The sequence below is a fragment of the Desulfobaculum xiamenense genome, from assembly GCF_011927665.1.
In the GTDB taxonomy this organism is placed as follows: Bacteria; Desulfobacterota; Desulfovibrionia; order Desulfovibrionales; family Desulfovibrionaceae; genus Desulfobaculum; species Desulfobaculum xiamenense.
In genome coordinates, this window is record NZ_JAATJA010000003.1 from 198,475 (window position 1) to 217,989 (window position 19,515).

15 protein-coding genes are annotated in these 19,515 nt (G+C 63.4%); 6 read left to right on the top strand and 9 right to left on the bottom strand.

Going from position 1 to position 19,515, the window contains the following annotated elements:
* The first annotated feature begins 185 nt into the window (after window positions 1-185).
* Together GGQ74_RS13740 and GGQ74_RS13745 are read left to right on the top strand one after the other, a co-directional pair.
* A complete protein-coding gene (locus tag GGQ74_RS13740; RefSeq protein WP_167942165.1) occupies window positions 186-680 on the top strand; it encodes a YajQ family cyclic di-GMP-binding protein in 495 nt (164 codons plus the stop codon).
* Between the two features lie 13 nt (window positions 681-693).
* Window positions 694-2,619: an ATP-binding cassette domain-containing protein gene (locus tag GGQ74_RS13745; protein WP_167942166.1), complete on the top strand. Its 1,926-nt coding sequence runs from the start codon at window positions 694-696 to the stop codon at window positions 2,617-2,619.
* A 346-nt stretch (window positions 2,620-2,965) separates the two neighbouring features.
* Here the strand turns inward: GGQ74_RS13745 and GGQ74_RS13750 are convergent, their stop codons facing one another.
* The 4 genes from GGQ74_RS13750 to GGQ74_RS13765 form a co-directional block, all read right to left on the bottom strand.
* Window positions 2,966-4,186, bottom strand: coding sequence for an ABC transporter permease (locus GGQ74_RS13750; RefSeq protein WP_167942167.1), 1,221 nt, complete (start codon window positions 4,184-4,186; stop codon window positions 2,966-2,968).
* Window positions 4,187-4,276: 90 nt separating this feature from the next.
* On the bottom strand, window positions 4,277-5,155 hold the full coding sequence (locus GGQ74_RS13755; protein ID WP_167942168.1) for a DUF2156 domain-containing protein: 879 nt from the start codon (window positions 5,153-5,155) through the stop codon (window positions 4,277-4,279).
* A gap of 22 nt (window positions 5,156-5,177) precedes the next feature.
* Window positions 5,178-6,602 carry an MATE family efflux transporter gene (locus GGQ74_RS13760; RefSeq protein ID WP_167942169.1) on the bottom strand — a complete coding sequence of 475 codons (1,425 nt, stop codon included), beginning with the start codon at window positions 6,600-6,602 and terminating at the stop codon, window positions 5,178-5,180.
* A gap of 167 nt (window positions 6,603-6,769) precedes the next feature.
* A complete protein-coding gene (locus GGQ74_RS13765; protein WP_167942170.1) occupies window positions 6,770-8,071 on the bottom strand; it encodes a MerR family transcriptional regulator in 1,302 nt (433 codons plus the stop codon).
* Between the two features lie 288 nt (window positions 8,072-8,359).
* Between GGQ74_RS13765 and GGQ74_RS13770 the strand changes: the two genes are divergently transcribed.
* Window positions 8,360-8,770 carry an Hsp20/alpha crystallin family protein gene (locus GGQ74_RS13770; protein WP_167942171.1) on the top strand — a complete coding sequence of 137 codons (411 nt, stop codon included), beginning with the start codon at window positions 8,360-8,362 and terminating at the stop codon, window positions 8,768-8,770.
* Between the two features lie 13 nt (window positions 8,771-8,783).
* Window positions 8,784-9,149, top strand: coding sequence for an Hsp20/alpha crystallin family protein (locus tag GGQ74_RS13775; protein WP_167942172.1), 366 nt, complete (start codon window positions 8,784-8,786; stop codon window positions 9,147-9,149).
* Between the two features lie 215 nt (window positions 9,150-9,364).
* Here GGQ74_RS13775 and GGQ74_RS13780 read toward each other — a convergent pair whose 3' ends face one another.
* From GGQ74_RS13780 to GGQ74_RS13800, 5 genes are all read right to left on the bottom strand, one after another.
* The gene (locus tag GGQ74_RS13780; protein ID WP_167942173.1) at window positions 9,365-10,453 is read right to left on the bottom strand and encodes a phosphatase domain-containing putative toxin; all 1,089 of its coding nucleotides are present in this window, start codon (window positions 10,451-10,453) and stop codon (window positions 9,365-9,367) included.
* A 338-nt stretch (window positions 10,454-10,791) separates the two neighbouring features.
* Complete coding sequence (locus GGQ74_RS13785) at window positions 10,792-13,290, bottom strand: PEP/pyruvate-binding domain-containing protein (RefSeq protein ID WP_167942174.1); 2,499 nt, start codon at window positions 13,288-13,290, stop codon at window positions 10,792-10,794.
* A 10-nt stretch (window positions 13,291-13,300) separates the two neighbouring features.
* Window positions 13,301-13,660, bottom strand: coding sequence for a response regulator (locus tag GGQ74_RS13790; protein ID WP_167942175.1), 360 nt, complete (start codon window positions 13,658-13,660; stop codon window positions 13,301-13,303).
* Window positions 13,648-15,879: an ATP-binding protein gene (locus GGQ74_RS13795; RefSeq protein ID WP_245168305.1), complete on the bottom strand. Its 2,232-nt coding sequence runs from the start codon at window positions 15,877-15,879 to the stop codon at window positions 13,648-13,650. The genes GGQ74_RS13790 and GGQ74_RS13795 overlap by 13 nt, the downstream gene beginning before the upstream one ends.
* Before the next feature lie 10 nt (window positions 15,880-15,889).
* Window positions 15,890-16,852 (bottom strand): phosphate/phosphite/phosphonate ABC transporter substrate-binding protein, encoded by a 963-nt coding sequence (locus tag GGQ74_RS13800; protein ID WP_167942176.1) that lies wholly within the window; start codon window positions 16,850-16,852, stop codon window positions 15,890-15,892.
* A 330-nt stretch (window positions 16,853-17,182) separates the two neighbouring features.
* Here GGQ74_RS13800 and groES point away from each other — a divergent pair, with 330 nt between their 5' ends.
* Together groES and groL are read left to right on the top strand one after the other, a co-directional pair.
* Window positions 17,183-17,473 carry a co-chaperone GroES gene (gene groES / locus GGQ74_RS13805; RefSeq protein ID WP_167942177.1) on the top strand — a complete coding sequence of 97 codons (291 nt, stop codon included), beginning with the start codon at window positions 17,183-17,185 and terminating at the stop codon, window positions 17,471-17,473.
* 39 nt (window positions 17,474-17,512) lie between these two features.
* Window positions 17,513-19,147: a chaperonin GroEL gene (gene groL / locus GGQ74_RS13810; protein ID WP_167942178.1), complete on the top strand. Its 1,635-nt coding sequence runs from the start codon at window positions 17,513-17,515 to the stop codon at window positions 19,145-19,147.
* Window positions 19,148-19,515 lie beyond the last annotated feature (368 nt).

The following is a 19,515-nucleotide window of genomic DNA, read 5'->3' on the forward strand; positions in this document are numbered from 1 at the left end:
CGGCGGAGCCTACGTCTCGCACCCGTAACCGAACGATACGGCCCGCCCACGGCAACGGCGACAGCGACGCCAACGCGATACGCCCGGCCAACCGCAACACGCCCGCCCCTTGCAAGGCGGCCCGTTTGTTCCTATGAACCGCTTTCGCGCATGTTGCGCATAATATCCACAAGGAGAATTCCACAATGCCGTCTTTCGACATCGTGAATCAGGTCGACATGCAGGAAATCGACAACGCCGTGAACAACGTTGTGAAGGAAGTGGCCACGCGCTACGACTTCCGCGGCGTAACCACCGAGATCACCCTGAACAAGAAGGACAAGAACATCCACGTCGTGACCGGCGACGAGATGAAGATCAAGGCCATCCGCGAAATGCTCATCAGCCATTTCGTCCGCCGCAAGGTCGATCCCAAGTGCCTCCAGTTCAAGGATTTCGAGCCGACCTCCATGGGCCAGCTCAAGCAGGACATCGCCATCGAAGAGGGCATCTCCAAGGAGACCGCCCAGAAGATCGTGAAGCTCATCAAGGACATGAAGCTCAAGAAAATCCAGCCCGCGATCCAGGACGATCAGGTCCGCGTGACCGCCAAGCAGATCGACGACCTGCAGGCCGTCATCCAGATGCTCAACGAGCAGGAACTGGACGTGGCCCTTCAGTACGTCAACATGAAGCGCTAGCGGAGATCACACTGTGGCTCTCGTAAGTATCCGGGACGTCCGGCTGGCCTTTTCCGGCCCCGCCGTTCTGGACGGCATAAGCATGCAGATCGAGGCAGGCGAACGCGTCTGCCTCGTAGGCCGCAACGGCGAGGGCAAGACCTCGCTCATGCGCATCGTCAGCGGAGCCATGCGGCCGGATTCCGGCGAAGTCTCCATCAGCAAGGGCGTGCGCGTGGCGCGTCTGCAACAGGACGTCCCGCAGGACATCCACGGCCGCGTCTTCGACGTGGTGGCCGCTGGCATCGGCGAGATGGGCAAGGCGCTCTCGGCCTACCGTCTGGCTGCCGCCGCCGCGGAACGCGACCCCGCCGCCCTGCGCGACCTCGAAGCCGCCCAGCAGGCCGTGGACGCCAGCGGCGGCTGGGAGGCCTACCGCACGGTGGAGACCGTCGTGTCGCGCCTCAAGCTCGACATGGACGCCGAATTCTTCACCCTGTCCGGCGGCATGAAGCGCCGCGTCCTGCTCGCCCGCGCACTGGCCAGCGATCCGGACGTGCTGCTTCTCGACGAGCCGACCAACCACCTCGACATCGACTCCATCACCTGGCTCGAAGACTTCCTGCTGCGCCACGCCAAGACGCTCTTCTTCGTCACCCACGACCGGGCACTGCTCAAGAAGCTCGCCACCCGCATCGTGGAGCTGGACCGCGGCCGTCTGGCCGACTGGGCCTGCGACTACGACACCTACCTCACGCGCAAGGAGGAACTCCTGCACGCTGAGGAAAAGGAATGGGATCGCTTCGACATCAAGCTCGCCGAAGAGGAAAAGTGGCTGCGCAAGGGAGTCACCGCCCGCCGCCGCCGCAATCAGGGCAGACTTCGCGACCTCATGACCATGCGCGAACTGCGCCGCACGCGGCGCTACCGCCCCGGCGAGGCGAAGATGCAGATGCAGGAATCCGGCCTGTCGGGCAAGCTCGTCATTGAGGCCCGCGACCTCGCCGTCGACCTCGGCGGGCGCACCATCTTCAGCGGCTTCTCCACGGCGGTCATGCGCGGCGACAAGGTTGGCATCATCGGGCCCAACGGCGCGGGAAAGACCACCCTCCTGCGCGCCCTGCTCGGTGAAATCGAGCCGTCCGCCGGGTCCGTGCGCCTCGGCACCAATCTCGACATCGCCTACTTCGACCAGTTGCGCACCAGCCTCGACATGGACGCCCGCGCATGCGACGCCGTGGCCGACGGCAACGAATGGATCACCGTCGACGACAACCGCCGACACGTCATGGGCTACCTTCAGGATTTCCTCTTCACGAACGAGCGCGCACGCTGCAAGGTGCACACCCTCTCCGGCGGAGAGCGCAATCGCCTGCTGCTGGCCCGGCTGTTCACCAAGCCGTCCAACGTGCTGGTGCTCGACGAGCCGACCAACGACCTCGACGCGGAAACCCTCGACCTGCTCGAAGAACTGCTCCTCCAGTACTCGGGAACCGTGCTCATCGTCAGTCATGACCGCGCCTTCCTGAACAACGTCGTGACCTCCACCATCTCCTTCGATCCCGACGGAGAGGTCCGCGAGTACGTCGGCGGCTACGACGACTGGCTCCGCCAGCGCCCGCAGACCGAGGAACGCCCGGTCACGGCCGATGCCGCCGCCCCGCGCGAGGCCAAAGCCCGCGTGCGCTCCGACGGCAAGCGCAAGCTCACCTTCAATGAGAAGCGCGAGCGCGACGACCTGCGCAAAGAACTGGACCAGACCCCCGCGCGCATCGAGGCCCTCGAAACGCTTCAGGCCGACCTCAACGCCAAGCTCGCCGACCCGGCATTCTACCAGCGCGACCCCGGCGCGTTCGCCAAGGCCACAACGGACCTCCAGCAGGCCGAGGCCGACCTTGACGCGCTCCTCGAACGCTGGGAATTCGTCGAATCCCGCCTCGCCGAACTCGTCGAAGACTAAGCCCATCCAGACGCCACCGATTTACGACGCCGGAAGCACGCCAGTGCTTCCGGCGTCTTCGCGTGCGTCAGCCACAGCGCCAAGCCGCTGCGCGGAAGTTCGCCTCCGGCGGCCGGGCTCTGCCCGGACCCGCTCAAGGACCGTGGGCCCTTGAGAATCCCAACTAGGGCTTCGTCGCTCAAAGCCGTACGGCTCGCCAAAGGCACCCCTCGTTTATCGCATATCGGGGTTCCAAGGGGCCAGCGGCCCCTTGGCCGGCGGAGCCTACGGCTTGCATGTGGCAGGGAACGATACGGCCAGCCACAGCGCCCGCCACGGCCGATACGCCCCAGCCACAGCGCCCCGGCTATTCGCCGTCGCGCAGGATATCGAGGACTTCGAAGCGGGAGGCCTGCCATGCGGGGTAGACGCCCGCCGCGAGGCCGAGGAGCACGGAGCCGGTGAGGATGCCGCCCATGAGCACGGGACGGTAAACGAAGGGAAAATCCGCGACGGCATAGACGATGCTGACGAGCCCGAGGGCGCTGGCCACGCCGAGGATGCCGCCCATGCCCGAAAGCAATCCGGCCTCGAAGAGGAACTGGAGGACGATGTCTGTCCGGCGTGCGCCCACGGCGCGGCGGATGCCGATCTCCATACGCCTAGCGCGCACGAGGAGAATCATGATGGACAGGATGCCGAGTCCGCCCACGGCGAAGGACACGGTGGAACTGATGAGTCCGAGGGTCCCCACGAGTTCGAGGGCCTGCGTCTGGAGCTGTATGGTGTCGCGAGCGGTGAGCACCGCGAAGTCGTCGTCCTGACCGGGACGGATGCCGTGGCGGGAGCGAAGGATGGCCGTTGCGGTGTCCTTGGCGGCCTCGGCGTCCGTGCCGGGGGCGAGTTCGATATACACGCCGGAAATGGCGTCGGTATTGGCCATGCGCCGCATGTAGGTGCTGATGGGCACGAAGACCTGCTCGTCCTGATCGGTGCCCACGATGTCCGCACCCTTGGCCTGCATGACGCCGATGACGCGCAGCCGTGCGCGATAGAAGGCGACCTCCTGCCCCACGGCGGCTTCTGGCCTGCGGAAGAGGCGTTCGGCAATGGCGCGCCCAAGTACGCATACCATGGTCCGCCGCTCGACGTCCTCATCGGAGAAAAAACGCCCGAACTCCGGGCTGGTGTTGCGCACGTGGCGGTAGTCCGGCGTGGTACCGATGAGTGAGGACGGAATCTTGGTGCCCTCGGCGGCAATATCCATGGTGACCTGCGTGAACGGCGCACCGGAAAGCGTGGACGGCAGATTGTCGAGGAGCGCGTGGGCGTCGGCCATGCTAAATGTCGCGGCATCGCCGCGCACCTGCACGGAACCCCGCCGCCAACGGATGCGGCCCGAGCGCGCCATGAACAGGTTCGGGCCGAGCTTCTCGATCTCCACCTCGGCCTTGCGGACCATGGCCTCGGACAGGTGCTGCACGCCGGTGAGGGCCAGCGCGCCGAGAAAGACACCGAGCACGGCGAGAATGGTGCGCACCTTGTGGGTGCGAAGCGAGTTGGCGGCAATCCGAAGACTGAAGTGCATGCACGGCTCCCTGTTGCAGGGCCTCATCCTGCCACTTCGACGCGGCGGACGGAAGGGGGAACTTCCACTGCCACGGCGGGGAGTTGGACGCTAGCGGACGCGGGCCTCGAACTTCCGCAGGAAGCCGACGGGATTATAGGATTCCTTGGCCTTGCGCAGGCCAGGATCGCCGAGGTCCTGCTCGCGGTTGACGAAGACGTAACCGTTCGCGTCCGAGGCGAGAAACATCTGGTTGATGGCCTGATAGATACCCTTGAAATGGGTGTGTCCCTTCTCGAAATGGATGACGAGGGTGTCGTCAGAAAGGCGTTCGGCAACGGTGTAGGCGGCCTGCGCCCCTTCGACTTCGATGACGCCGCCGAACACGCCGCACAGGGAGTCCCACCCGGTGAGCACGCGGGTGATGGCGCGGTTCTCGGCGGCAAGCGTCTGCTGGGATTCCTCGTCGCGCCACGAAAGCCACTCGAGCTGCATGTCCAGCGCGGCCTCCACGCAGTCCGGCGTCATGGAGTGGTAGACATGGTCGTACTTCTTCACGAACTGGCTGAGCAGGTTCTTCTTCTTGTGGAAGCGGTTGCCCTTCAGGTCCACCAGCTCGCGCACGTCGTAGAGATAGTCCCAGTGATCGCGGGTCTCAGCGAGGTCCACACGCCCGCCGTATGCGCCGGTCCATATTTCGGCGAGAAGTTCGGGAACGCGGATGTAGCGCCCGCCCGAAGCGCTGAACACGGGACAGCGCGACCAGTCCACGTCGGTCCATGGGCCGACTGGTGCCCAGCAGACCGATTCCGGCCGGGTCTGCCTGATCCAAACGAGATGCTCGCCGAAATGCCATTCGAGGCCGTATTCCTCGGCCCAGCCCCAGATGTTGACGAAGCTGTAGTCCGAGGCCTTCTGGGGGCACGCGGCGAAGCGCCGCAGGTATTCGGCCTGACCGTCGAGACTGATCGGAGTGAAGATCGAGGCCATGGTCCTCCCGCTGGTTGTCCGGTTACTTCCTGAGATTCGCGCCGTTGGTGCCAAGGGGCGTCCCCGCGACGCTGGCACCCTGCTGGCCATTGCGTTCCCGGCGGCGCACCATTGCGAAGCGCTGCCAGTTGCCGAAGGTGAAGAAATAGAAAAGCAGACCCGCCTGCACCATCTGCGACGCCAATTGCGACATCCACACGCCCGTGGCGTTGCCGAGGACGTGATGCCCCAGCGTATAGGCCATGGGCAGCCGCAGGCACCACACGGTCACCGCGAATATCCACATGTTGTACCACGTGGCACCCGCGCCGTTGAAGGCCCCGCCGAGGATCATGCTGGTCAGGGTGAAGGGGATGGCCAGCATGTTGTAGAGCAGATAGTCGATCATCTGGGCCTGCACGGCTGCCTCGGGAGTGAGGAACGCCGCCAGCGGCCGCACGAACTGCCAGACCACGAGGGATACGAGGCTCATGGCCGTGGCCCCGATGGCCCAGATGCGCAGGCCGTAGCGCCGGGCCTCGTCCGGCCGCCCCGCGCCGAGGGAATTGCCCACCAGCACGCTGGCCGTCATGTTGAAGGCGAAACCGGGCAGGAACAGGAGCGACTCCACGCGGATGCCCGCCGTCATGCCCGCCAGCGCGTCGATGTTGCCCACGGGCAGACTGGCGGTGATGGCGAAGAGCACGAGGTATCCCGTCTGCCACAGAATCTGCATCAGGCCCGAGGGCCACGCCACGCGGAACAGGTACGGCAGCGCGCGGCGAATCCAGCGCAGCGGCGGAAAGACGTCGGCATCGAGCATGCCCTTGCGCCACATGCGGTAGAGGTTTAGCGCCGTGCCAGCGCTGACGGACCAGAAGGTCGCCCACGCCAGTCCCTTGTGCCCGAGATTGGGCAGCCCCCACAGGCCGAGGCCCAACCCGAAGTCCGCCACGGTGTTCACCACGGTGATCATTATCATTGCGTACAGGGGGTACATGACCTCCTTGCGCGCCCGAAACACGGCATTGGTGATGAGCAGCAGATAGTACGGCGGCAGAAGCAGCGCGTAGACCTGCAGGAAGTCGCCGGTAATGGCGGAAATCTCCTGCGGCACGCGAAGCGCGGCGAGCATCTGGTCGCGCAGGAGTAGCCCCGCGCCCATAATGACGATGCCGCCAGCCAGCGCCAGCTCAAGGCATAGCCCCACGTAGCGCCGCGCGCGACGGTGCAGGCCGCCGCCCTCGGACTGGCTGATGGCCGCCACGGAGCCGTTGGCCACGCTCACCGCGATGACCAGCAGAAAGAACAGGCACGAGGTGATGATGCCAAGCGCCGCCTGCACCCGCGAATCGAGCTTTCCGGCGACGTAGACGTCGATGAAGCCGATCCAGAAATGGAAGAACATCATGATGATCTGGGGCCACGAGAGCTTCCAGATGGTACGGTAGGGAGTGGCGTCGGTCATCGCGTGGTCGTTTTCCTTCCGGTTTCGGGATGCTGCGGACAGATGCCGCAATATTCCAGACTAAAGCTCGCCGGGACACCGGTCAACCCCGCACCGACGGCGGCAAACGACAAGGGGCGGCGGATACATGAGCATCCGCCGCCCCAATTTTGCGCATGGAAGCCGCGCTAGTCGGCCTTTCGCGCCACGAGGAACTCGTAGCCGTAGAACTCCCGGAACTTCTCGAAGGCGTCGAGTTCCGCCTGGAAGTTGTCGAGAACGGCCAGAGCTTCCTCGTCACCGGCGTACTTGAGGCGCTGCTCCGCCAGACGCTTGGGGAACGGCGCGTAGTAGTCCCGCCACGCGGATTCGGCCAACGTGAAGGAACCGATCACCGTGTACCCGCGCTCAGCGATGGCCTGCTTCAGCGCGTTGATAGTGCGCATCTCGGGATAGACGCCCTGCCAGTACTCGGCCGCCTCGCGCGACGGATTGTCCGTCAGCCACGCCAGTTCCGAGATGCACAGGCAGCCGCCGTCCTTAAGCAGCGGACGCCACTCTTCGAGCGCCCTATCGAAGCCGATGATGAAGGCGGAGCCTTCGGCCCAGATGACGTCGAGACTTTCCGGCGCAAAGGGCAGGGCCGCCATGTCGCCATGGATGATCTTGATGCGCTCGGTCAGCCCCTTGGCCGCAGCAGCGGATTCCAGCCGCTCCAGAAAGGGTTTGTGGCTGTCGAGGGCCTCAATGACGCCGTCGGTCTCCTGCGCGAGGATGAGTGCGGCAAGTCCGGTTCCGCAGCCGATGTCGGCGATGCGCGGACGCTGCGGCAGCTCCGGAATCATGCGCAGGGCGCGCAGGGTATGCTCCCTGCCGCTCGGCCCCTGAAGGGTCAGCGGGGACAGGGTTTCCATGAATATTTCCATGAAGCGTTCGCTCATGATGTTGATTCTCCTCAAATGATGGGGTGCCTTGCCGAGTGTCTGGATCAGGTCGTTCTCGTCCACTGGATATCCGAGCGCCCGCAGAAAGGCCCGATGGCCCTCGGGGTCTGCCGACGCGAATTCCTCGTGCCAGCGGCGGATGGATTCGTCGGTAAGCCCCGAAGCACGAATGGCCTTTTGCCACGTTTCCTCGTCACGCTCCGAGGCGTCTTCCAGAATCTCCCTGTTGCGCAGCAGCCGGGCGATGAACTCCTGCTGGAAGCGGATACGCTCCAGCTCCTGATCGAGCGCCCGAAGCCGCGTTTCGAGGATGACGGACAGATCGGACTGCGAACCGACGAGGATATCCGCGATTTCCCGCAGGGGAACACCCGCGTCGCGAAAGCGGCAGATGCGCGAAAGCCGCGCGGCGTCTTCGGCCGAATAGAGCCTGTACCCCGCCGCCGTTCTCTCGGACGGCGCCAACAGGCCAATGCGCTCATAGTAGAGCAGCGTGCTGCGGGCGAGCCCGAATTTCCCGGCGAGTCGTCCAACCGTGTATCCCATGACATCTCCGTTTCATGACGCGCCCGGCCTCCGGATACTTTCCGGGCCGAACGCCGCCACGTTTCTCGTGAAGGGCGTCCCCTTCGAGCGGTACCGTTCGCACAGACTGCACCCTGAACCTGTAGACAGGTCAAGCACGGATGCTCATATTGTTTCGTGATGTCGAAAATTCTCCTGCGGGTGCCCGCCCGGCGCGCTGCGAAGAATTTTTCAAGAAAAATTGGGATGCGGTGTTGACAGGTCGGAAGTCGGTTTTATTGTAGTACTCGTAAAACGGAGGTGAAAGAAATGGTAATTGATTTTGGAACCCTCTATGATTTTCCGCGAGACCTGAACCGCTTCTTCGAGGAAATGATGCAGCCCATCTCCATTAGCCAACGGCGCACATCATATCCTCCGGTGAATGTGTCGGAAGACGCAAACGCCCTCTATATCCATGCATGCGTTCCCGGCATTGCAATGGACGAACTCGACATTACAGTGACCGAAAACGATCTGGTCATCAAGGGCGTGCGCAAGGCCGACGAGGGCCGGTACTACCGGCAGGAACGCGGACTCGGCGCATTCCAGCGCATATTCAACATCACGACCAACATCGATCGTGACAACGTGAAGGCAACCCTGAAGAACGGCATACTGGAAATCGTCCTGCCCAAGGCCGAAGCCGTGAAGCCCCGCAAGATTTCCATCAGCGCCTAGGAGGGAGTCAGTCATGTCGAACGAAGTTGAAAAGAAGAACGAAAGAGAACTGGAGCGCCACCTTCCGGCGACGGATATCCTCGAACGCAAGGACGGCTGGCATATGGTACTGGACATGCCCGGCGTTGAGCCGGATGGACTGTCCATCGACCTTCAGGACCGCGAAATCGTGGTCCACGGAAAAAGCACCTACGCGCCGCCCGCTGGCGAAATGCATCGCACGGAATTCGGTGCCGTGGAATACGCGCGGAGCTTCTCCCTCACCGACGAGGTGGACCGCGACAAGATCAAGGCCGTACTCAAGGACGGCGTGCTCGATCTCTTCCTGCCCAGAGCCGAAAAGACCATGCCTCGGAAGATCGAGATCAAGGCGGGCTAACGCCCATTGGCGAGCCCCGGAAACAGCATGAAGTGACACGGCGGTCGAAGCTCTCGCAGCTTCGCCCCCATCCCCCAACAGGCAACCCGGCCCTCTCCCCCCCCCGGCCTCCCCAACACAGGGCCGGGTTGCCGGATAAAATTTCACCAGCCCTACCTCCAACCCTCGTGGAAGGCCCCGCTTCGAGCGATGCGGGGCCTTCGCATTTTCCGACGTCAGGATTTTCCGGGAACAGGACCGCGAGCCGCGGCATGCATGAGATGATGAAAGAAGGTCTGCACGAACTTCCCTGAAATCACGTCCGCCAGCGCGAAACGCATCGGCGCGCCTGACGGGAATTCCGACGTGAAGGCGAAGAACAGGCTGGCCGACACCGTGGACAGTGCCGCAGGGACCACCGTCGTCACCAGCGGATCATCCGCCTTTCCGGCCGGAAGGTCCGCCAGACGGCAATGCAGCGGTCGGCGTTCGAAGATGCGGCACTCGCCTAATTCGTTGAGCGGACAGGCCAGCCCCGCCCCCTCGTAGGCCGCACGAATCCCCTCCGTCAGCGATCCCGGATCATCACGCATGTATCCAAAGCCCCGCAGACGCTTCCCCGCCTCGGCCCCGGCCTCAATGGCCGCCTGTCGCTCCGTCTGCGACAGGGTCATGTTCATGGCGTGATTCACGTACACCGCCTCGATGAGCGGCAGCATCACCAGACGCGTGCAGCAGCGCGAATGCCCGCGCCCGCACAGCCCGTCCTGCCCGCCCTCGCCCACCAGATCGTCCACGCTGGTCACGATGCGTTCATAATCCTTGAAAAATGGAATGAGGTCCACCAGATGCCGCATTTCGAGGGACGGCTCGCGGATGGTCAGTTGGCCCTCCTTCTTGCCGTAGCGCCGCACGAAACGCCACTGGTCGAAATTCTGCGGCTTGGATCGCAAGCCCTTCAGCGTACGGTTCGCCAGCTTGTGCCCAAGCCCCTTGCGCAGCAGATAGGCGTTGAGCACCGTGCCCGTGCGCCCTATTCCATGGCGACAATGGATGAGCACCTTCTTGCCAAGGTAGATGGACTCGTCCAGCCACTCCAGCGCCTTCTCAAGCTCGCCAAGGTCCGGCGTCTCCTCGTCCGGGATGGGAAAATAGTAGACGTCGAAGCCCTCATCGGCCTCGATCCAGTGCAGGTCGCAGAACTCGCCGCACAGGTTCAGGATCGCGTCGATGCCCTGCGCCTTTAGCGCGCCAAGCGCATCGTACGACATGGGCGCTCCGCCCACCGCCAAATGATCCGTTACCCAGTTCACTTCGTACGCCATATTCACCCGTCATCCAGTGGTCAGGCCGTATCGTTCGTTGACCGATGCAAGACGCAGGCTCCGCCGACCGTATCGTTCATTGCCGCATGCAAGACGTAGGCTCCGCCGGCCAAGGGGCCGCTGGCCCCCTGGACCCCCGACATGCGATAGGCCATCTGCCCTTGGTACACCGTACGGCTTTGCGCGACGAAGCCCTAGTGAGGATTGTCAAGGAAATCATTTCCTTGACCGGGGTCCGGGGCAGAGCCCCGGCCGCCGGAGGCTTCCTCTTCTCCCCCGCCCGGCCGCCGTAGGCTTCTCTTCTCCCATCCTCTCACCTCGCGCTAGCGAAGCACCGATCAGACGGATTCGAGGAATTCGTCCACCAGTTGCTGTACCTGTTCATCACCGGTGAGGGCCATATCGAGCAGGCGGGTCTTGCCGAGGAGCATGCCGAGCAACGTAAGGTTCAATTCGATACGCGGGCGTGGGGCGCGGGCGAGGTTAGCTTCGAGCATGTCGCCGGTGATACGCACGGTAAAGCCCGCGTCGCGCAGGACCTTGTCCACGAAGGCCAGCCGCAGCCTGCGCTGGCCCATTTCCGCACCACCGCCCTTGAAGCGGAAGTTGATGTAGTTGGAGTCGGAATGGTCGGTGCACATGGTGTCGAGCACGGCGAAGTGGTAACCGAAGCGCAGCAGGGTGTGCATGTAGTCGCGGGCGAGAATGACGTAGCTCGACAGGAGTTTGGACTTGAGGCCGACGATGCCGGCGCTCATGCGGTCGAACTCCTCCCAGTCGAAAGCGAGAAGGCTGCCGTCCCACTGGATGTCGGGGTGGTTCAAGCCTTCCCACAGGGCACTCATGGCCTCGCTGGCGAAATGGCAGGGATCGACGACGGTTGCGTCGCGCGCCTGCGGGGTGAGCCCGCCGCCAAGGTCGAGAATGTGCATGACCAGCGGCAGACCGCCTTCGAGAATCTTGGCCTGCGCAAGTCCGCGCCCGCCCTTGTTCACGAGGGAGAACATCTCGGCCACGGCCTTCTCGTGGCAGAAACGCACGATGTCGTGCATGGTGCGGCACCCCTTGGGTGCGAAGTTCTCTGCGTCCGGGTCCGTGAGATTGAGGGGCGAAATGTAATCCATGACCTTGCGCAGCCGCCGATGAAACGGCGTGGTCCGGTCCGCTGCACGTTTGGCCGCGCGAATGGCCAGTGCCTCGATGCTTCCGGGGTAGACGCGTCCGGCATCGGCATCCACGGTAACGGTCATACCATCGGTGAGGGCACGGGTGGCGAACTTGGCGTCCACGATGACGGGCAGGCCGAACTCGCGGGCCACGGAGGCGAAATGACTGGCCTTGGACCCCGTGTCAGTGACCACGGCAGAAAGACGTTCGAGCACGCTGGCGAACACCGGGGCGAGGGTATCTGCCACGAGCACACAGCCCTCGGGAATGTCGTCGAGTTCCGTCACGCGCGGGGGACGGCATACCGTCCCGATGCCGATGCCCGGGCTGGCTCCCACTCCGGAGAGGACGGGTTCGACGGACACTTCGACGGCGGCCTCCGGCGCATGCGACTCCGATGGAGGCAGGATGGCCAACGGTCGGCACTGGATCATGCACAGCGAACCGAGCCGGTCCATGCACCACTCGATGTCCTGCGGTCCGCCGAAGGCGTCCTCCAGCGCGAGGCCCCAGCGGGCGAGCGTCTCGGCGTATTCGTCAGCGAGGCATTCGTCTCCGTCGGGAATCGCGCCGCTGACCACCTGCGGAGCCGCGCCGCCGCAGGTCCGGGAAAGGACGGCGGGCGGATTGGTGCGAGAGAGCGTAGTCACGTGCGGAGAGGAGCTTCCGTCCACGAGCGAGCGGGCGATGCCCTCCACGGCATAGACGGCAAGGGTGTCGGCCTCGGGAGCGGCGGGGTCGCGGGTGTAGACCACGCCGCTGGTGCGCGCGTCGATCATTTCGAGGACGAGCACGGCCATGGGGGTCTGCATGTCGGGCATGCCGTAACGGATGCGGTAGGTGACGGCCTTAGGCGAATACTTGCTGGCAAGCACCTTGCGGTAGGCCGACGAAAGGTCCGAGAGGGACACGCCAAGGATGCTGTCGTACTGCCCGGCGAAGGACGCCTCGGTGTCCTCCCCGACGGCGGAGGACCGCACGGCGAGCTTGATCCCGCCCCCGCGCGATGCGGCCAGCGCCAGCGCGTGCTCGCGGTATTCCCTCTCCACCGCAGGCGGCACCTCGGCTTCCATGACGAGGCGCTGTATCTCCTCGCAAATGTCCATGACGAAGCCGGGCGAATCGAGGGTGACCTTGGACAGCAGCGTCTCAATGCGCGGGCGCAGTTCGTTGTACTCGATGAAATAATGGAAGGCGCGGGTGGTGATGACGAAACCGCCCGGCACGGGCAGGTCCTCCACCTCGGCCAGTCCGGACAGGCGCGCCGCCTTGTTGCCCGCCTCGTCGGGGCAGAGATGCGCCTCGGACAGTGCAATGGCGTACGGCGGCGCGAAATCGAAGTCCGGCGGCTCGGTCTGCATGGACAGGTAGAAGTCTATCTTGCGCCGGTAGTCGGGCAGGTCAAGGTAATGGCCGGGGCGCATGCGCATCAACTCGCTGGTGATGGCCTTGACGTCCGCAGACAGGGCGCGGGTGAGCATGGTCACGCGCGCCCAGTCCGCGGGCACGCGGCCATAGTAGAGTTCCTCCAGCTCCGCGATGCGCCGCAGGCAGGTGCGGTCGATGTCGAGGAGGTTCTTGAAGGCCTCGTACTTCTTGCGCAACAGCGTGCCCGGAGCGAAGACCTGATAGGTCCAATGCCGGAACAGTTCGCTGAGTTCGATATTCATGGCGTATCCGCTAGTCCGCCAGCGCGCGGGCGACCTTCTCTTCGAGCTCTTCCTTGTCGATGGGCTTCACGCAATAGTCCACCGCGCCCAGCTCCTGACAGCGGCGAGCGGTTTCGAGCGTGGGATAGCCCGTCAGCATGATCACCTTGACCGCCTTGGAAATCTTGCGGATTTCCTCCAGCACCTCCACGCCAGTCATCTTCTTGAGCTTGATGTCGAGAATGGCCAGCGCGGGCGCGTTTCTGCGGATATGGTCCAGCGCCTCCTCCTCCTCGGTGAAGGAGAACACGGCGTGTCCCTTGCGTTCGAGGATGCGGCGGATAAGGATGCCGGCATCCATCACGTCGTCGAGCACAACTATTTCTGCCACGATGATCCTCCAACTGAATGTTCGCCGCCGCCCGCGGCGATGGCTTCGGTCACTTCCGGGCACTCCTCGTCGGGCAGCCCCTCCTTGGTCAGAGGTAGCTCCACGATGAACACCGTGCCCGGACCGGGCGGTGCGGTGAGCGTCTTGTCCTCGTCCGAACCGAGATAGTCGAGCGGGGCGGGGCTGATGGCCGAAATCCGTCCCTTGTGATCGCTTATGATGCCAAACGATACGGCAAGCCCCAGTCCCGTTCCCTCGCCCGCAGGCTTGGTGGTGAAGAACGGGTCGAAGATGCGAGTGATGTCCTTCTGGGAAATGCCCTTGCCCGTGTCGGCCACGGTGACCACCACCCGGCGGCGGTGGCTGCACATCTTGGTGCCGACGAGTATGTGCCCGTCGGCCCCGATGGCGTCGAAGGCGTTGTTGAGCAGATTCATCCACACCTGCCGGAGCTTGTCCCGGTCGCCCACGATAGGAGTGACGGTGGGGTCGAAGTCCGTGTCGATGCGCACGCGCTCCTGCAGGAAGATATGTCGTACAAGCGACACAACCTCCATGATGGACGCATTAAGGTCCATGGGCTCCATGCTGCTTTCGATATGGCGCGAGAATCCCAGCAGGTCGGCAACGATCTTCTTGCAGACCTTGGTCTGTTTCTCGATGATTTTCAAGTCCTGACCGACCTGCGATCCCTCCGGAGCATCCTCGATGAGCAATTGTACATAGCCGAGGATGATGCCGAGCGGCGTGTTGATCTCATGGGCGACGCCACCGGCCAGCTTTCCGAGGTCCTGCATCTTCTGCGAGTGGATGAGCCGCTCCTGATACTGCTTGATGATGGTGATGTCGCGCGCTGTGAGTAGCAGGCCGATGATCTCTCCGCCGTCGTAGACTGGCACCTTGATGACGTGGAACCAGCGCTTCTGGTCCCCGGCCGTCAACTGGGCCTGCTTGGACATATGCCTGCCGCTCAGGAGAATCTGCTTGTCCTCGTGATAGTTCCCGTCCGCAGTGTCCTCGTCGAACAGCTCGAAGTCCGTATGCCCCACGATGTCGCATTCGTTGAGGTGGAAATAGGTGCAGAAGGCCTTGTTCACGGCCTTGTAGACCAGATCGGTCCCCTGAAGGGACACGAGGTCCGGCGTGACGTCGAGGATGGTCTTCATGAGTTGGCGCTGGCGCTCGATGTCGGCCTGCGCCAGTTGCAGTTCCTCAAGATGCGTCTTGAGGGCGAGGGCCATCACGTCGAAGGTCTCGGCGAGGCTCTGAATCTCGTCGCCCATGTTCTCCACGAACACGTCGCAGTCTCGGCAGGACTGAAGCTTGTCCGGGTAGGCATCCGTCGAGCAGCTCGGGCACATGGTCCCGGCCAGATACCAGCACCGTCGTCGGTCATCGCCGAAGGCCGGACACTGCGTCAGCCCGCAACTCTGTATCTCCCAACAATTGCGGTACAGGCGCGGGCCGGTCTGCACGTCGAGATTGCCGCGCACCACGTCCTCGGCGCTCTGACGCAGGGCGTTGATGCGCGAGGCCACGTTGTGCGCGAAGACGGACCCGAGGAGCACGGCCACGGCGGCCACGCCAGCCGTCACGGCCACGATGGTGGTCAGCACCCGGCGCTGGACCGCCTGCACCCGCGCCTGCGAGATGCCAAGGCGCACCGTGCCGAATATCCAATCCCCCACCAGCACCGGGGCGGCAAAATCGTAGATGCGCTTCTCGCCGGTATCGAGCAGTTGGATGTGGACAGCATTTCCGCTGGGCGCATTCGCGGCGAGCAGTTCCACAGGGAACCCGCCCTTGAAGGTGTGGACCAGCACGTCACCCTGCTTGTCGAGGATGAAGGCGTACATGGTGTAGTCCGACAACCGCTCAATCTCGTCCACGAGGTTCTTCAGGCGCAGGAAGTCCTTACCCAGCAAGGGGTCCACGGCGCGAGCCGCCATGTTCACGGCCATGCTGCGCCCCCGGTCGCGATTCTCCTCCAGAAGCGTCACCACGGCCACACGGCTCACGAGCACGGCAGTGAGGATGCCGAAAAAGAGCACCACGCTGGTGATGCCGAAGTTGATCTTGTCCTTGAAGCGCATACGCGAAAGCAGGCGCACCCCCGGAACGGGACGACGCCCGTAGGGGTCGAGGCGCTCGCGCATGAATTCGGCGATGCCAGATGCCGTCCGGACGAGCAGGCGGCGCATGTGTTCGCTTGGCTGCATGCGTGTCCTCCTAGCGTCCGAGGTCCATGCCGATGCGCTCGGCGAGTTCCCGCACGGGGTCGAAATCCTTGTCCGTGGCCCGGATGATCTCCGTCAGCCGTGCATTTTCAAGGATGGGCCGATGCTCCGGCGCATCAAGGGACAGGGCCGTCATGGCTTCGGCCACCTTGCGGGTAATCTCGGGATCGAGCCCCTTGCGCGCGGCATAGACCCAGCCGGGATACCAACGCGTGGTCGCCAGCACGCGGATGCGCGAGATGTCCACGGCGTCGCGCAACAGTTCGAGGCTACCCTCGCGGATGGAGCCCACGCCGTAGCGTCCGGAATAGACGCCGAGGACCACCTTTTCCTGCTTGCCGCCGGGACCGGGAGCGAAGGCGATTTCCGCGAAGTCCTCCCTGTGGATGCCGTGTTCGGCGAAATGCCCGAGGGCAAAGAGGTAGCCGCCTGCGGACGATGGGTCCACGGCCAGCCAGTGCTGTCCCTTCACGTCCTCGATGGTGCGGATATCCGGATTGTCGCGCCGCACGATGATCTGCCCGCGGAAGTTGGCCCCGCGTCCGGCCTCCACCACCCGCGCGAAGGCCCGCGCGCCGTAGCGTTCCGCAATTTTGACGTAGATGAAGGGGTTGGAGAACGAAATGTCGATGAGCCCCTGCCCGACCATGTTCATGTGCTCGTCGAAGGTATCCGGGAAGACCTGACGGAAGGTCAGGCCCGTAGCCTCCGAGAGATACTCCACCAGCAGGTGATGCCGCTGGTACGAGACGCTGTGTGAGTACTGCGGCAGATAGGCGTAGGTGATCTCCCCCTTGCGGGCGCGAAATGTCATTTCCTCGCGCCGCGAGAGGTCCACCTTCTTCACCGGCTCGGGGTCCGAGCAGGCACACAGGACGAAAACGGAGACCAGAGCGAGGGCCAGCGCCCCGACGGCGCAGGACCGAACTTTCACTGTGCTCGGGCTGACATGCATTGCGGATTTCCTTTGCGAAGTCTATGGACTCGGACCTTCGAAGCATACCCTGCAGCGCTGCGAAGGGAAAGGCTGGCCAAGCCCCGTCCAGGAACGCCGGGGAATCCAGTCGGGACGGGCCTTTCCCGGCATCCACTGGAAAATGTTTCAAAAAAAATGAGGGATGGGGTGTTGACTATCGCCGCCCACGAACTAATCTTTCTGGCGTTGCCTGATTTGGCTTTGCATTTTGCCGAATCAGGCTATATCTGCTAGACGACGGATTTGGCACTCACCCAAGACGAGTGCCAACAGCGTATCGAAAATAATTCGCAAATGGAGGAAATCCCAATGAAGCTGAAACCGCTTAACGATCGTGTTCTGGTCAAGCGCCTGGAGAGCGAGGAAGTTTCCGCTGGCGGCATCATCATCCCCGACACCGCTAAGGAAAAGCCCATGAAGGGCAAGATTGTGGCTGCGGGCCCCGGCAAGGCCGACGACTCCGGCAAGATCATCCCCATGACCGTGAAGGAAGGCGACGCGGTCCTCTTCAACAAGTACGCCGGCACCGAGATCAAGATTGACGGTGTGGAGCACCTCGTCATGCGCGAGGATGACATCCTGGCTATCATCGAGATGTAATCTTTTTTCGATCGCATAGAATTTCAAGGAGATCTACCAATGGCCAAAGATATTCGTTTTGATACCAAGGCCCGCGAAAGGCTGAAAAAGGGTGTCGACACCCTTGCCAACGCTGTGAAGGTGACCCTCGGACCCAAGGGCCGTAACGTTGTCATCGAGAAGTCCTTCGGCTCCCCCGTGATCACCAAGGACGGCGTGACCGTTGCCAAGGAAATCGAGCTTGAGGACAAGTTCGAGAACATGGGCGCCCAGATGGTCAAGGAAGTCGCTTCCAAGACCTCCGATGTGGCTGGCGACGGCACCACCACCGCCACCATTCTCGCTCAGGCCATCTTCAACGAAGGCGTGAAGCTCGTGGCCGCTGGCCGCAATCCCATGGCCATCAAGCGCGGTATCGACAAGGCCGTGGAAGCCCTCACCGAGGAGCTCTCCAAGCTTGCCAAGCCCACCCGTGACCAGAAGGAGATCGCCCAGGTTGGCACCATTTCCGCCAACAACGACTCCACCATCGGCAACATCATTGCCGAGGCCATGAACAAGGTCGGCAAGGAAGGCGTCATCACCGTTGAGGAAGCCAAGGGCCTCGAGACCACCCTCGAAGTCGTCGAAGGCATGCAGTTCGACCGCGGCTACCTCTCCCCCTATTTCGTGACCAATCCCGAGAAGATGATCTGCGAGCTTGAGAATCCGCTGATCCTCATCAACGAGAAGAAGATCTCCAGCATGAAGGACATGCTGCCGGTTCTCGAGCAGGTCGCCAAGATGTCCAAGCCCCTCGTCATCATCGCTGAGGACGTGGACGGCGAAGCTCTGGCCACCCTCGTGGTCAACAAGCTGCGCGGCATCCTGAACGTCGTCGCCATCAAGGCCCCCGGCTTTGGCGAGCGCCGCAAGGAAATGCTCAAGGACATCGCCATCCTCACCGGTGGTCAGGTTGTTTCCGACGATCTCGGCCTCAAGCTCGAGAACGTCAACGTCAATGACCTCGGCACCGCCAAGCGTGTCGTCATCGACAAGGAAAACACCACCATCGTCGACGGCGCTGGCGCCGGCGAGAACATCAAGGCTCGCGTGGCCCAGCTGCGCGCTCAGATCGACGAGACCACTTCCGACTACGATCGTGAGAAGCTCCAGGAGCGCCTCGCCAAGATCGTCGGCGGCGTGGCCGTGATCAACGTCGGTGCCGCCACCGAGACCGAGATGAAGGAGAAGAAGGCCCGCGTCGAGGACGCCCTCAACGCCACCCGTGCGGCCGTCGAAGAAGGCATCGTGCCTGGCGGCGGTGTCGCTCTCGTGCGTTGCGCCAAGGCCCTCGACAAGGTCACCCCGGCTGATGACGACGAGGCCGCTGGTGTCGCCATCATCACCCGCGCCATCGAAGAGCCCCTGCGCATGATCGCCAACAACGCCGGTCTCGAAGGCTCCATCGTGGTCGAGAAGGTTCGCTCCAACAAGGACGGCTTCGGCTTCAACGCCGCCTCCTGCGAGTACGAAGACCTCATCAAGGCCGGTGTCATCGACCCCAAGAAGGTCACCCGCACCGCCCTGCAGAACGCCTCCTCCGTGGCTGGCCTGCTGCTCACCACCGAGTGCGCCATCGCCGAGAAGCCCGAAGAGAAGCCCGCTGCCCCCGCCATGCCCGGCGGCATGGGCGGCATGGGTGGCATGTACTAAGCCATCCGCGCTTCCATTGCGAATTGGGGGGCCGGTCCGAAAGGACCGGCCCCTTTTTTTGCGCCCAGCCGCTACGCGAAGCGTTGCCCCGGCGGCCGGGGCGCTGTGGCTTGCCGTGTCGTTCATTGAGCGATGCAAGCCGTAGGCTCCGCCGGCCAAGGGGCCGCTGGCCCCTTGGAACCCCGATATACGATAACCGTGGGTGCCCTTGGCGCACCGTGCGGCTTTGCGCGACGAAGCCCTAGTGAGGATTGTCAAGGGGGTCACCCCCTTGACCGGGTCCGGGCAGAGCCCGGCCGCCGGAGGCGAACTTCCGCGCAGCGGCTTGTCGCTGTGGCAGGCCACAGCGACACGAATGAAAAAGGCCC

Coding starts and splice junctions, on each gene's coding strand:
- GGQ74_RS13740 (WP_167942165.1), top strand. CDS start 186: ATGCCGTCTTTCGACATCGTGAATCAGGTCGACATGCAGGAAATCGAC.
- GGQ74_RS13750 (WP_167942167.1), bottom strand. CDS start 4,186: ATGCACTTCAGTCTTCGGATTGCCGCCAACTCGCTTCGCACCCACAAG.
- GGQ74_RS13755 (WP_167942168.1), bottom strand. CDS start 5,155: ATGGCCTCGATCTTCACTCCGATCAGTCTCGACGGTCAGGCCGAATAC.
- GGQ74_RS13760 (WP_167942169.1), bottom strand. CDS start 6,602: ATGACCGACGCCACTCCCTACCGTACCATCTGGAAGCTCTCGTGGCCC.
- GGQ74_RS13765 (WP_167942170.1), bottom strand. CDS start 8,071: ATGGGATACACGGTTGGACGACTCGCCGGGAAATTCGGGCTCGCCCGC.
- GGQ74_RS13770 (WP_167942171.1), top strand. CDS start 8,360: ATGGTAATTGATTTTGGAACCCTCTATGATTTTCCGCGAGACCTGAAC.
- GGQ74_RS13775 (WP_167942172.1), top strand. CDS start 8,784: ATGTCGAACGAAGTTGAAAAGAAGAACGAAAGAGAACTGGAGCGCCAC.
- GGQ74_RS13780 (WP_167942173.1), bottom strand. CDS start 10,453: ATGGCGTACGAAGTGAACTGGGTAACGGATCATTTGGCGGTGGGCGGA.
- GGQ74_RS13785 (WP_167942174.1), bottom strand. CDS start 13,290: ATGAATATCGAACTCAGCGAACTGTTCCGGCATTGGACCTATCAGGTC.
- GGQ74_RS13795 (WP_245168305.1), bottom strand. CDS start 15,879: ATGCAGCCAAGCGAACACATGCGCCGCCTGCTCGTCCGGACGGCATCT.
- GGQ74_RS13800 (WP_167942176.1), bottom strand. CDS start 16,852: ATGCATGTCAGCCCGAGCACAGTGAAAGTTCGGTCCTGCGCCGTCGGG.
- groES (WP_167942177.1), top strand. CDS start 17,183: ATGAAGCTGAAACCGCTTAACGATCGTGTTCTGGTCAAGCGCCTGGAG.
- groL (WP_167942178.1), top strand. CDS start 17,513: ATGGCCAAAGATATTCGTTTTGATACCAAGGCCCGCGAAAGGCTGAAA.